Origin of the sequence: Winogradskyella maritima (genome assembly GCF_042650215.1) — a bacterium.
Classification (GTDB): Bacteria; Bacteroidota; Bacteroidia; order Flavobacteriales; family Flavobacteriaceae; genus Winogradskyella; species Winogradskyella maritima.
Window position 1 is genome coordinate 166,486 of sequence record NZ_JBHSAT010000022.1, and the last position, 11,730, is coordinate 178,215.

Below are 11,730 nucleotides of genomic sequence, written 5' to 3' on the forward strand. Positions count from 1 at the left end.
TTATTTTACTTTTACGATTTGTGCCATGATTTCTGCTTCTGAAACTAAACGTCCATTGGCATAAGCACGACCTTGCATTTGACAAATACCACGTCTAATTGGCGTCATTAAATCCAATTTGAAAATTAAGGTATCGCCTGGAACTACTTGATGTTTATACCTCACGTTATCAATCTTTAATAAGTATGTGAGATAATTTTCAGGGTCTGGTACTGTGCTCAATACCAAAATGCCTCCTGTTTGTGCCATCGCTTCAATTTGAAGAACACCTGGCATCACTGGCGCACCAGGAAAATGACCTACGAAGAAGGGTTCATTCATGGTAACGCATTTTACACCAATAACATGCTCCTGTGAAAGCTCCATTATCTTATCCACCAATAAGAACGGTGGTCGGTGTGGCAACATCTCCATAATCTGATTAACATCCTTGACTGGCGCCGCATGCAAATCTACAACTGGTACATGGTTTCTACGTTCGTTCTTGATTATTTTGGATAATTTTTTGGCGAACTGGGTGTTGATGTAGTGACCAGGTTTATTGGCAATTACCTTACCTTGAATTCGTGTACCAATCAAAGCCAAATCCCCCAAAACATCAAGTAATTTATGGCGTGCGGCTTCATTAGGGTGATGCAACGTTAGGTTATCTAAAATACCGTTTGGCTTCACCGCAATATTGTCTTTGTTGAAGGCCACTTTCAATTTTTCAATCGTCGATTCTGAAATTTCCTTGTCTACATAAACAATTGCATTATTAAGGTCTCCTCCTTTTATCAGGCCATGTTCTAAAAGTGTTTCCAATTCATGCAAAAAACTAAAAGTTCTAGAGTCAGCAATATCTCTTTTAAAGTCCGAAATATCATTCAGTGTCGCATTCTGAGTCCCCAATACCTTAGTGCCAAAATCAACCATAGTTGTTATTTGATACTCATTGGCTGGCATGAGGATAATTTCGCTTCCAGTTTCTTCATCTAAATAGGTGACATTTTCATGTACCACAAATACTTCGCGTTTAGCATCTTGTTCTACAATCTTTCCTTTTTCAAGGGCTTCTACAAAGAACTTGGACGAGCCATCCATAATTGGTGGCTCAGAAGCATTCAATTCAATAATAGCATTATCAACATCTAACCCTACCAATGCGGCCAAAACGTGTTCACAAGTTTGTATGGTCACACCATTCTTTTCCAAACAGGTACCGCGTTGGGTATTGGTTACATAATTAGCATCTGCCTCAATATTAGGCTCACCTTCTAAATCTACACGTTTAAAAGAAAAACCTGAATTGGCTGGTGCAGGTTTAAAGGTAATGGTTACATCTTTTCCGGTATGTAGTCCTACACCCTGTAATGAAACTTCAGTTTCTATAGTTTTTTGATTCTGTTCTGTCTTAACTATTGCCATTTACTTTTTTTTCAATATCGTTAATGGATTTAACTAGTTTTGGTAAGTTCTTAAAATGAACGTACGATTTATTATAGTCCCCATAATTCAATGCTGGTGAGCCTTGCAGGGTTTCATTATCTTTTACATTGCGACCAATACCTGATTGCGCTTGTATACGGACATTATCTCCAATAGTGATATGACCAACAATTCCGACTTGCCCACCAATCTGGCAGTTCTTACCTATTTTGGTTGAACCAGCGATGCCTGTTTGAGCGGCAATGACCGTATTTTGTCCAATCTCTACATTATGGGCTATCTGAATTTGATTATCCAACTTCACGCCTCGTCTAATGACCGTTGACCCCAAAGTCGCTCTATCAATCGTTGTGCCTGCGCCTACGTCAACAAAGTCTTCGAGAATCACATTTCCTATTTGAGGCACTTTTGAATATTCTCCTTTTTCGTTTGGTGTAAATCCAAATCCGTCGGCACCAATTATGGCTCCAGAATTAATCACGCAAGAATCGCCAATCACGCAATCACTGTAAACCTGAGACCCAGCAAATAGAATAGAATTATCACCTATTGTAACGTTGTCACCAATGTATGCATTGGGGAATATCTTCACATTATCACCAATTTTTACATTGCTTCCGATGTAGCTAAAAGCGCCAACATAGATATTTTCGCCGTATTTGGCATCTTCAGAAATAAAGCTAGGTTGCTCAATCCCTGATTTATTCAATTTAATCTGGTTATAATATTCCAGCAATTTTGAAAACGCCTTGTAGGCATCATCAACCTTAATCAAAGTCGTGGAAATGGCCTGCTCTGGTTCAAAATCTTTACCCACAATAGCAATGGATGCGTTTGTGGTATATATATAAGGTTTGTATTTTGGATTGGCTAAAAACGTTAAAGAGCCTTCTTCGCCCTCCTCTATTTTTGACAATTGCGATACTTCAACTTCACCGTCACCAACGACGTCGCCTTCTAAAATACCTGCAATTTGCTGTGCTGTAAACTTCAAATGTTTTTGTTTAAGTCTATTGATTGGTCATGCAAAAATAGAAAAAACATATCACATTCTGTTTTTGGGATAACATATATAATGTTTGGTCACGGGTTTGCTCAATGCCTTAAGATTTAATTGGTCTGATGCCTTTACGATATCTTTGGTTTTGCCATTTTTTAGAAGAATATTGATATCCTGTTTACCTGACTTATACGCTTGGTTTGAAATGCTTCCTGAAAACACAAAATAAGAAGCTTCCTCTTCAGAAATACCATATTTTTCCATCAATGCCGACTTGTGCTTTTTTACTTCACTTTTATCGATAGGCTTATTCTTCAGCTTTATTTTCAGCAATTCCCGATTAATAATCATCTCGCAAAGATTCTTCAAGACAAAATCCGAATGGTATTGCCAATCTTTCATGGCTGAAACAATATCGTAATCATCCAATTTTGAGAAGGTCGATAAGGCTTCGGACTTAAAGTTTGAAGCATCGATGGTATTTTCAAGAAAGTACATCAAAGGCTTACTAGCCTGTAGCGTTACCCCCTGCTCCACCAATTCCTTCGCACGTTTTAAAACACGGGTCAATAACTGCTCTGCTACCAAACCCGTTTTGTGCAAATACACCTGCCAATACATTAAACGGCGCGCTACCAAAAATTTCTCTACACTATAAATGCCTTTTTCTTCTATAACAATGGCATCATCCTTAACATTCAACATTGTAATTAAACGTTCACTATTAATGTTTCCTTCGGCAACGCCTGTATAGAAACTATCGCGCTTTAGGTAGTCGGCACGGTCCATGTCTAATTGACTTGACACGAGTTGATTCATGAACTTTCGAACATATTCACCCTTAAATATCTGAATGGCCAAAGTTAATCTTCCGTTAAATTCGGTGTTGAGTTCTTCCATAAAATGGAGCGAAATCTCTTCGTGCGAGATGCCACTTACAATGCTGTGCTCCATGGCATGAGAAAACGGGCCGTGACCAATATCGTGCAATAAAATGGCGATATACAATGCCGATTCTTCATCTTCAGAAATTGCAATCCCTTTAAAACGAAGGACACTCACTGCTTTTTGCATTAAATGCATTGAACCTAAAGCATGATGAAAACGTGTGTGATGTGCGCCTGGATAGACCAAATATGATAATCCCATTTGGCTTATGCGTCGCAATCTTTGAAAATACGGATGCTGAATTAAATCAAAAATCAGCGCATTAGGAATGACAATAAAGCCGTAAATTGGGTCGTTAAATATTTTGAGTTTGTTTTTTACTGACAAGCCTACATCCTTTAATTTAGACATAAACAAATATACATGAACGAAATCAATATCCTTTGGGTCGATGATGAAATAGATTTATTGAAACCTCACATTATTTTTCTGGAACAAAAACAGTATAAAGTAACCACCTGCCAAAGTGGTACCGAGGCTTTAGAAATTTTAGACGACACCAATTTTGATATTGTTTTTCTAGACGAAAACATGCCCGGACTTACAGGTTTGGAAACCTTGAATGAAATTAAGGAACGCCGTGCCAATCTTCCTGTGGTAATGATTACCAAGAGCGAAGAGGAATACATCATGGAAGAAGCCATTGGCAGTAAGATTGCGGATTATTTGATTAAACCCGTTAACCCGAATCAGATATTATTAAGTCTGAAGAAGAATTTGGACCATTCTCGATTAGTGTCCGAAAAAACCACCTCTAATTACCAGCAGGAATTCCGAAAAATAGCCATGGATTTGTCTATGGTCAATACTTATGAAGAGTGGGCGGACTTATATCAGAAATTGATATTCTGGGAACTTCAGCTTGAAGATATTGAAGATGTAGGCATGACGGAAATTTTGGAATCCCAAAAGGTGGAAGCCAATCTACAATTCGGGAAGTTTATTGAGAAAAATTATACGGATTGGTTCTCGCCGGGTGCAGATGCGCCATTGATGTCGCACCAATTGTTTAAAGAAAAGGTGGTGCCAGAATTAAGCGACAAACAACCGACCGTACTCATTGTTATAGATAATTTACGTTACGACCAATGGAAAGCCTTTGAGCCCATCGTCAATAATTATTATAAAAAACAGTCAGAAACCTCTTTCTATAGTATCCTCCCAACCGCGACACAGTATGCGCGCAATGCTATTTTTTCAGGATTGATGCCATCGGACATGGAAAAGTTATTTCCACAGTTTTGGAAGAATGATACCGATGAAGGCGGAAAAAACATGCACGAAGATGATTTTCTGAAAGCGCAGTTAAAGCGTTTGGGATTACATCATATCGATTATGAATACCATAAAATCACCAACCTACGAAACGGTAAAAAGCTCGTTGAGAATTTCAGAAGTTTGAAGAACAACGACCTTAATGTAATCGTCTACAATTTTGTGGATATGCTCTCACACTCCAAAACGGAAATGGAAGTCGTTAAGGAATTAGCGTCTAATGATAAGGCCTATCGTTCCTTGACGGTGAGTTGGTTTAAAAATTCACCCTTGCTGGAAATGATTCAATTATCACAGCAACTCGGTTTTAAATTGATTTTAACTACCGACCACGGTACTATTAATGTAAAATCGCCAACCAAAGTTATTGGTGATAGAGACACGAGCCTTAACCTGCGTTATAAAACCGGGCGTAGCTTAACTTATGAAGACCGGGATGTTTATGCCATTAAAGACCCAAAGGATATCCATTTACCGGCATTAAGTATGAGTAGTTCATTCATATTTGCTAAAGGTGATTTGTTCTTGGCCTACCCGAATAACTTCAACCATTATGTGAGTTATTATAGGAATACGTACCAGCATGGCGGTGTGTCTTTGGAGGAGATGATAATTCCTTTTGTGGTTATGGAGCCGAAGTAGAAAAGCCAAAGCCCCACCTTCCCGAAGCGTCGGGACCCCCTAAGGGGAGGAACTCTTACTCGGGAGCCCCACCTAGCCTCCCCCAAGGGGAGGAACGCTCACTTAGACGTCACATACTATATACCATAATTACACCGTCATTGCGAATCACGCTAGAGCGTGATGTGGCAATCTGCTTAATTAGAGTTAAAATTAGAAAGATGACTACATCGCTCTGCGCTTCATAACAACACAACAAAATTCCATAAAAAGCATAAAAATCCGACGAAATACACTTTTTTCTAGGATTTTCCATTTTTTCTAGTTATAATTGCCCTGTAATTAATTCAGTATTCGATTGATAACCGCAACATATACATATCGATTAGAAGACTTAGAGCAGGTAGCTCGTCAGCTGATAACACAGTTTAAAACCAAAACCGTGTTGTTCAATGGAGCGATGGGCTCGGGGAAAACCACCATGATTAAAGCCTTGGTAAACGCTTTGGGCTCTAATGATGATGTATCAAGCCCTACGTTTTCTATTGTCAATGAATACCAATTACCCAATGACAGGCTTTTTCATTTCGATTTTTATCGCATTGAAAGCATAGACGAAGCCTATGATTTTGGCATTGAAGACTATTTAGATAGTGATGCTTGGCTATTTATGGAATGGCCAGACCGCATTGAAGAGTTGTTGCCAGACACCTATCATACTATAGATATTGCTATAAATGATGATAAAACAAGAACCCTCAAATTAACTATAAGTACTAATACATTAACCGAACTATATGCCGAAAACAGCCCGTAAACACTAGGATTTCCTAGTGGACATTCTAATTACCGAGATAGCCTATTACGGAAAAACCGTAATTGAAACTTCAAAATTCATCGGATTTTAACATTGCTTCATTTTATGAAGGCTTAGCGACCCTTTACATTTGTAGTATTAATTAATTAATCCCTTGAATTATGAAAAGCAAAAAATTAATTTTAGCCATTGCCATTTTCGGTGGAATGTTATTTACTGTTTCAGCAACTAACATCATTGATTTAAATGAGCAAGCAATTAACAAAGTCGATAAGAGAAAACTCAAAATCCCTACACACGGATAAGAGTACTTATAATCGAAAGATTTTAATTGGGAGTATTGTTGCAACTTTTATTGCAGCGACTCCCTTTTTGTTTTATATATATGAATACGTTCCCGACGCTGAACGTTGGCATACCTGGTTTGGAGTCTATGAAAGTGCCGAATATGGAAGCGCGAATGTAGGCATCTGGGTATTAATGATGAAAGTCATTCCACTATTACTTTCATTAATATGGTTTTTTACTTGTCGCCATTGGTGGTATCATGTTTTGTTAATTCCAATAGCCATGTTCTCATTTCAATGTGTAAGCGCTCTAAATTATGATGTACGTTTTATGGATGAGCTTCACATTATATGGCTTTTACCCTTTATGGCAGTCATAATTCCTTCGATCTATCTCATCAGGGCAAAAATGTTTAATAAAATTAATTATGCTGATAAAACTTTAGAGGAATTGGAGGAAGAGTTTATGATAAAACCCGATTCTATTTGGGGAAAAATCAAACAGTATTTTTAAAACCAACTTCAGCTATAAAGAAAGCCAAGAGATACCTCTTGGCTTTTTGCTTTAAAATCCCCAAAGCTCTAACCTATTGAGTATGGCAAAGGTCAAAACTGCAATGGCACATAAATAAAATCCGATACGTGCGAGTTTACGCTTGGGGAATTGAAAAAATTGGTGTTTAAGGAGTTTGTAATTGAAGATTTCGTTGACAACAAGTAATAAAGTCAACACTAAAGCGAGAGCGAATATAAGTGCAAAGGTGAAATTCATTGTACAAAAAATGAAAAACGCTTTTTTGAGGTTTAAAATTTTATTCCAAAGTAGAAATTAAGAGGCTTATTTTGTAAACTATTTAAATTCTTATAATTACCAGTTTTATAAATTTCATTCTGTAAGGATAAAAACGTTTGAATGCCTGACTTGAATTTATACCTGGTTTCACCATATAGATAAAAATTAAATGTCTGAAAATCGTCAGTTGACAACTCTAAATTATTTGAATTTGAAATTGTAGAAATTTGACTACCGAAGGAATAAAAGTAGTCGCAATTAGAAGGTTTAAATTTTAGTGAAACCGGAATGTTCAACGTATTATAATCACCTCTAAAATATAAATACATTCCCGTTTGTAGTTGAAATGAAGAATCTATTTGAATACTGTAGCTCAGTGTTTTCTAAAATAAACCTCTGCTCACCAAAATACTATCAGATGATTGGCTAAACAAAAGAGAATTACAAAACACAAGCATTAATAGTATCATAGACGACCTAAATTATAGCTAAATTTTAAATACGGCACGACGAATGACTCATTAACCAAGAAATACTCAGTAATATTAGAAGTGTAAATCCCTGCAAGCAGTTCTATTTTTCGCTTTTTCCATCCCAATCCAAAATTCCAAGGTTCATAAGATGCATCTGTTACACCAAATGATGTAAACAGCTCATTACCGTCATTATCAAAAAAAGTTTCTTTAATGTCTAATTGAGTACCTCTATTTAATAATGATCTACCGACTCGTAAATATATTTCACTCTCTTTAAAAATTTTGAAATTATAATCCACATATAAATGAAAACCAAATATTAAACCTCTATTGGAAGTCTGAATATCAAAATCACCATTAGGAGATGAATTAAAGCCACCGAGATAATCGTATCTAATTGAATTACCAAACCCCAAGCTCAAGTTTTTTGATATAAAATAATCTAAAGCCCCTGAAAATGCAAGACCAGAATTTTGCTTATCAACTTGCACGGGGTAAACAGTTTCAGCATCGTATGGCAAAGGTGTTATTCTATACTCCGTACCAATTTTAAAAAAGACTTGTCCTTTTCGATTTTCAATATCTAAATAATTCAAATCCTGCGCATTGAGTTGAATAATAAAAAGCAATGCTATAGGGGCAAAAAATAATTTCATAAATTATAATTTTTAAATTTCAGATTCTAAGATAAACTTTATTTAATCATGAAAGTTAAACTAAAAGTGAATTATCAAGTCATAGATAATTACCAATTCTATTTCAAAATCCCAAATAATTCGTAATTTGAAAATTCAACCAACAGTGCGTTTCTAAATCGCCAATCACTTATGAGCAAATCGCCATTTACCAAAGCACAATTATTGCCACAGGAAGAAACTCTTGAGATTCTCAAAAAAAAGGGAGACTTGTTTATTGGGATTCCCAAAGAAACCTCATTTCAGGAAAAACGTGTATGTTTAACACCAGATGCGGTTTCAGCCTTAACGGCCAACGGTCACCGTGTAATGATTGAGTCTGGCGCAGGGAAAGGTGCTAATTTTAAAGACAAGGATTTTAGTGAGGCTGGTGCTGAAGTGACCAAGGATACCGCAAAAGTATTCTCCTGCCCTATTCTACTGAAAGTTGAGCCGCCTTCTATGGATGAGATTAAACTCATCAATCCACAAACCATACTCATTTCGGCGCTACAACTTAAAACGCAAAACAAAGTCTATTTTGAAGCCTTAGCCAAAAAACGAATTACAGCAATTGCTTTCGAATTTATTAAAGACGAAGACGGTGCCTACCCCGCAGTACGTTCCCTGAGTGAGATTGCAGGAACGGCTTCCATTTTAATTGCTTCGGAATTACTGTCTAACGTCAACGGTGGCAACGGCTTAATGATGGGTAATATCAATGGTGTACCACCAACGGAAGTGGTTATTTTAGGTGCAGGAACTGTAGGTGAGTTTGCTACACGTTCCGCTTTAGGACTTGGTGCCAATGTAAAGGTGTTCGATAATTCCATTACCAAACTACGTTGCTTACAAGCTAACATCCATCGGACTATTTATACCTCTACCATGCAACCAAAAAATTTATTGAAAGCCTTAAAACGCTGTGATGTCGCGATTGGTGCTATTCGAGGGAATAATCGTTCGCCAGTAGTCGTTACGCAAGACATGGTCGATAATATGAAAAGTGGCTCTGTCGTCATCGATGTCAGTATTGATATGGGCGGTTGTTTTGAGACTAGTGAAGTCACGACGCACGACCATCCAACCTTTGATTACAATGGCGTCACCCATTACTGTGTGCCTAATATTCCTGCGCGCTATTCGCGTTCAGCATCTGTATCCATTAGTAATATTTTTACACCCTATCTTTTGGAAATAGGCGAAAATGGTGGGATTGAAAATACCTTACGATTCGATAAGGGCTTGCGAAGTGGGCTCTACCTCTATCATGGTATTTTAACTAACAGGTCAGTTGCCGAGTGGTTCGGTCTTGACTTTAGCGATGCTAATTTGCTTATTTTTTAATTGGAATAACCAAGTCATTTCGATCGTAGAGAGAAATCTCATCCCTAATTCAATATTATTACATTCCTCTTCGCTTTGTCCTCTCCGAATGAAACATTTTTCAAAAAGAATTTTATTCTTTCGTTTAAAATTATGGATTCCATTCTATAGTGTTTTATTTTTGTCTCTTTATCATATGATATGAAATTCATACACCGCTTAGGCTATTATTTAGGAGGCTTCGCCATAGGACTCATCATTCTTATGTTTTTTTTAAACGGAAAAGATGCCTCCTGTGATTATGGGCCAAATGCCAGAACCACAAAAAATATCGCTTCAAAAACACTCAAATATTCTGAAGATGTAGCAATAACGATGAACAATCGAGACATTGATACCATCATTGCGAAGCAATTAATACGCTACGGTGATGTGGATTTTTCAGAGAGTGAAACCGAAAGGGACTCTTGTAAGGTCTATCATATCGAAAATTCGTATAAAGATATTCCTGTAATTTTGAAGGTTGAAAATTGTGATTCTATAGCTACGGTTTTGAAGATGATGTTTAAATAATTTATTGTTAAGCGTAACCGAGCATCATAGCTGCCAACAGTTTGAAACTTCATCCTTTTGAACATACTAGGATTAATTTTTATTCTGTTCATTTTGCCTTGATGCAAAACGAACCAAAAAATCACTGTCAAAATATAGGGAATTGCTAAAGCACCATTCGCTCTCGGAATTACGTGCTTGAAGCTTCGCTTCGCATCTTCATTCCTTCGCTCTTTATTACTGAATTTTAACGTTCAATTCTTTAAATTGATTTGGGGCTTGAATTTCTGTAACTTAAATTCTTAATCCAGTACTCAAGCGTGTAGCCTGAATAAAGTGATTTATCTGGAAAAAACTATTCAACCTTCCTGCGTTTTCGTTCCGTCTTAATCAATTCCAGTTCCCTATTGGTCTGTCCAGCGACAGAGGTATTTTCTTCAGCACGGCGAATCAAATAAGGCATCACATCCTTAACTGGGCCAAAAGGCACATATTTAGCGACGTTATAGCCCAATTTTGCCAAGTTAAAACTGATGTGGTCGCTCATGCCGTATAATTGTCCAAACCAGACATTGTTATCATCTTTGGCAATACCGAAGTCATCCATATATTTTAGTGCCAACAGACTACTGTGTTCGTTATGGGTGCCAATGAAGATGGAGATGTCGCCCAAATTCTGAAGGATATACGTTAATGATGCATTAAAATTATCATCTGTTGCTTTTTTGTTCGCACAGATAGGAGACTCATAGCCCATTTCCGTAGCACGATCACGCTCTTTCTCCATGTATGCACCCCGCACAATCTTCATCCCGATTTTAAATCCGCTGGCCTTTGCCCGCTCATGCAAGCCTTTAAGATAATCCAAGCGGTCCCATCGGTAGCATTGTAGCGTATTATAGACTATCGGTTTATCCGTATTATAAATACGCATCATCTCCTCTACCAAATCATCCGCCGCGGTTTGCATCCAGCTTTCTTCGCCATCAATCAAAACTTCCACGTCTTTCTCTTTGGCGAGTTGACAGACTTTATGGTAACGTTCAACAACCCTATCCCATTCCGACTGCTCTTCAGATGTAAAATATTCGCCTTTAGACTTCTTCTCATAGAGATAAAAACGTCCAAATCCCGTAGGTTTAAAAACAGAAATTGGCATCGCCTTTCGGTCATCCGAAAAACGGATAATCTTTAAGGTTTTTTCCATCGCCGCATCAAACTGTTCTTCAGTCTCCTTCCCTTCTACAGAATAATCCAAAACGGAACTGACACCATGCTCAAACATCTTATCAATCACAGGTAAACAGTCCTCTTCATTAACGCCACCGCAAAAATGGTCGAACACTGTAGAACGAATCAAGCCTTCAACAGGCAGATTGGCTTTAAGGGCAAAATTGGTCGCCGCCGTTCCGATACGTACCAAAGGCTGATGCGAAATCATTTTAAACAGAAAATAAGCACGCTCTAATTCAGAATCGGACTTAAGTTTAAAGGCGGTTTCAGTATTTTCAAATAAGGAAGACGACGGCATCG

At 37.5% G+C, this 11,730-nt stretch carries 11 protein-coding genes; 6 read left to right on the forward strand and 5 right to left on the reverse strand.

Annotated elements, in window-relative coordinates; all coding sequences use genetic code 11:
- The 3 genes from ACFOSX_RS12695 to ACFOSX_RS12705 are packed head-to-tail and all read right to left on the reverse strand — an operon-like array spanning nucleotide 1 to nucleotide 3,703.
- Nucleotides 1-1,407 carry a bifunctional UDP-3-O-[3-hydroxymyristoyl] N-acetylglucosamine deacetylase/3-hydroxyacyl-ACP dehydratase gene (locus tag ACFOSX_RS12695; RefSeq protein WP_386101763.1) on the reverse strand — a complete coding sequence of 469 codons (1,407 nt, stop codon included), beginning with the start codon at nucleotides 1,405-1,407 and terminating at the stop codon, nucleotides 1-3.
- A complete protein-coding gene (gene lpxD / locus ACFOSX_RS12700; RefSeq protein ID WP_386101766.1) occupies nucleotides 1,394-2,422 on the reverse strand; it encodes a UDP-3-O-(3-hydroxymyristoyl)glucosamine N-acyltransferase in 1,029 nt (342 codons plus the stop codon). Before lpxD ends, ACFOSX_RS12695 begins: the two co-directional genes overlap by 14 nt.
- 51 nt (nucleotides 2,423-2,473) lie before the next feature.
- On the reverse strand, nucleotides 2,474-3,703 hold the full coding sequence (locus ACFOSX_RS12705; RefSeq protein ID WP_386101986.1) for an HD domain-containing protein: 1,230 nt from the start codon (nucleotides 3,701-3,703) through the stop codon (nucleotides 2,474-2,476).
- Nucleotides 3,704-3,739: 36 nt separating this feature from the next.
- On the opposite strand from ACFOSX_RS12705, the gene porX reads away from it, so the two are divergent.
- From porX to ACFOSX_RS12725, 4 genes are all read left to right on the forward strand, one after another.
- On the forward strand, nucleotides 3,740-5,293 hold the full coding sequence (gene porX, locus ACFOSX_RS12710) for a T9SS response regulator signal transducer PorX (RefSeq protein WP_386101769.1): 1,554 nt from the start codon (nucleotides 3,740-3,742) through the stop codon (nucleotides 5,291-5,293).
- Nucleotides 5,294-5,630: 337 nt separating this feature from the next.
- On the forward strand, nucleotides 5,631-6,089 hold the full coding sequence (gene tsaE, locus ACFOSX_RS12715; protein WP_386101772.1) for a tRNA (adenosine(37)-N6)-threonylcarbamoyltransferase complex ATPase subunit type 1 TsaE: 459 nt from the start codon (nucleotides 5,631-5,633) through the stop codon (nucleotides 6,087-6,089).
- A 161-nt stretch (nucleotides 6,090-6,250) separates the two neighbouring features.
- The gene (locus tag ACFOSX_RS12720; RefSeq protein WP_386101775.1) at nucleotides 6,251-6,394 is read left to right on the forward strand and encodes a hypothetical protein; all 144 of its coding nucleotides are present in this window, start codon (nucleotides 6,251-6,253) and stop codon (nucleotides 6,392-6,394) included.
- Nucleotides 6,336-6,890, forward strand: a complete 555-nt coding sequence (locus ACFOSX_RS12725; protein ID WP_386101778.1) for a hypothetical protein — start codon at nucleotides 6,336-6,338, stop codon at nucleotides 6,888-6,890. The genes ACFOSX_RS12720 and ACFOSX_RS12725 overlap by 59 nt, the downstream gene beginning before the upstream one ends.
- A gap of 745 nt (nucleotides 6,891-7,635) precedes the next feature.
- Here ACFOSX_RS12725 and ACFOSX_RS12730 read toward each other — a convergent pair.
- On the reverse strand, nucleotides 7,636-8,301 hold the full coding sequence (locus tag ACFOSX_RS12730) for a hypothetical protein (protein ID WP_386101781.1): 666 nt from the start codon (nucleotides 8,299-8,301) through the stop codon (nucleotides 7,636-7,638).
- 171 nt (nucleotides 8,302-8,472) lie between these two features.
- On the opposite strand from ACFOSX_RS12730, the gene ACFOSX_RS12735 reads away from it, so the two are divergent.
- The gene (locus tag ACFOSX_RS12735) at nucleotides 8,473-9,666 is read left to right on the forward strand and encodes an alanine dehydrogenase (RefSeq protein ID WP_386101784.1); all 1,194 of its coding nucleotides are present in this window, start codon (nucleotides 8,473-8,475) and stop codon (nucleotides 9,664-9,666) included.
- Between the two features lie 180 nt (nucleotides 9,667-9,846).
- Nucleotides 9,847-10,218, forward strand: a complete 372-nt coding sequence (locus ACFOSX_RS12740; RefSeq protein ID WP_386101787.1) for a hypothetical protein — start codon at nucleotides 9,847-9,849, stop codon at nucleotides 10,216-10,218.
- Nucleotides 10,219-10,552: 334 nt separating this feature from the next.
- Here ACFOSX_RS12740 and ACFOSX_RS12745 read toward each other — a convergent pair whose 3' ends face one another.
- Nucleotides 10,553-11,728: a proline dehydrogenase family protein gene (locus ACFOSX_RS12745; RefSeq protein WP_386101790.1), complete on the reverse strand. Its 1,176-nt coding sequence runs from the start codon at nucleotides 11,726-11,728 to the stop codon at nucleotides 10,553-10,555.
- Nucleotides 11,729-11,730 lie beyond the last annotated feature (2 nt).

What these genes read in the sequence shown, in the direction of transcription:
- ACFOSX_RS12695 (WP_386101763.1), bottom strand. Translation starts at nt 1,407, where the DNA reads ATGGCAATAGTTAAGACAGAACAGAATCAAAAAACTATAGAAACTGAA.
- porX (WP_386101769.1), top strand. Translation starts at nt 3,740, where the DNA reads ATGAACGAAATCAATATCCTTTGGGTCGATGATGAAATAGATTTATTG.
- ACFOSX_RS12720 (WP_386101775.1), top strand. Translation starts at nt 6,251, where the DNA reads ATGAAAAGCAAAAAATTAATTTTAGCCATTGCCATTTTCGGTGGAATG.
- ACFOSX_RS12725 (WP_386101778.1), top strand. Translation starts at nt 6,336, where the DNA reads ATGAGCAAGCAATTAACAAAGTCGATAAGAGAAAACTCAAAATCCCTA.
- ACFOSX_RS12730 (WP_386101781.1), bottom strand. Translation starts at nt 8,301, where the DNA reads ATGAAATTATTTTTTGCCCCTATAGCATTGCTTTTTATTATTCAACTC.
- ACFOSX_RS12735 (WP_386101784.1), top strand. Translation starts at nt 8,473, where the DNA reads ATGAGCAAATCGCCATTTACCAAAGCACAATTATTGCCACAGGAAGAA.
- ACFOSX_RS12740 (WP_386101787.1), top strand. Translation starts at nt 9,847, where the DNA reads ATGAAATTCATACACCGCTTAGGCTATTATTTAGGAGGCTTCGCCATA.
- ACFOSX_RS12745 (WP_386101790.1), bottom strand. Translation starts at nt 11,728, where the DNA reads ATGCCGTCGTCTTCCTTATTTGAAAATACTGAAACCGCCTTTAAACTT.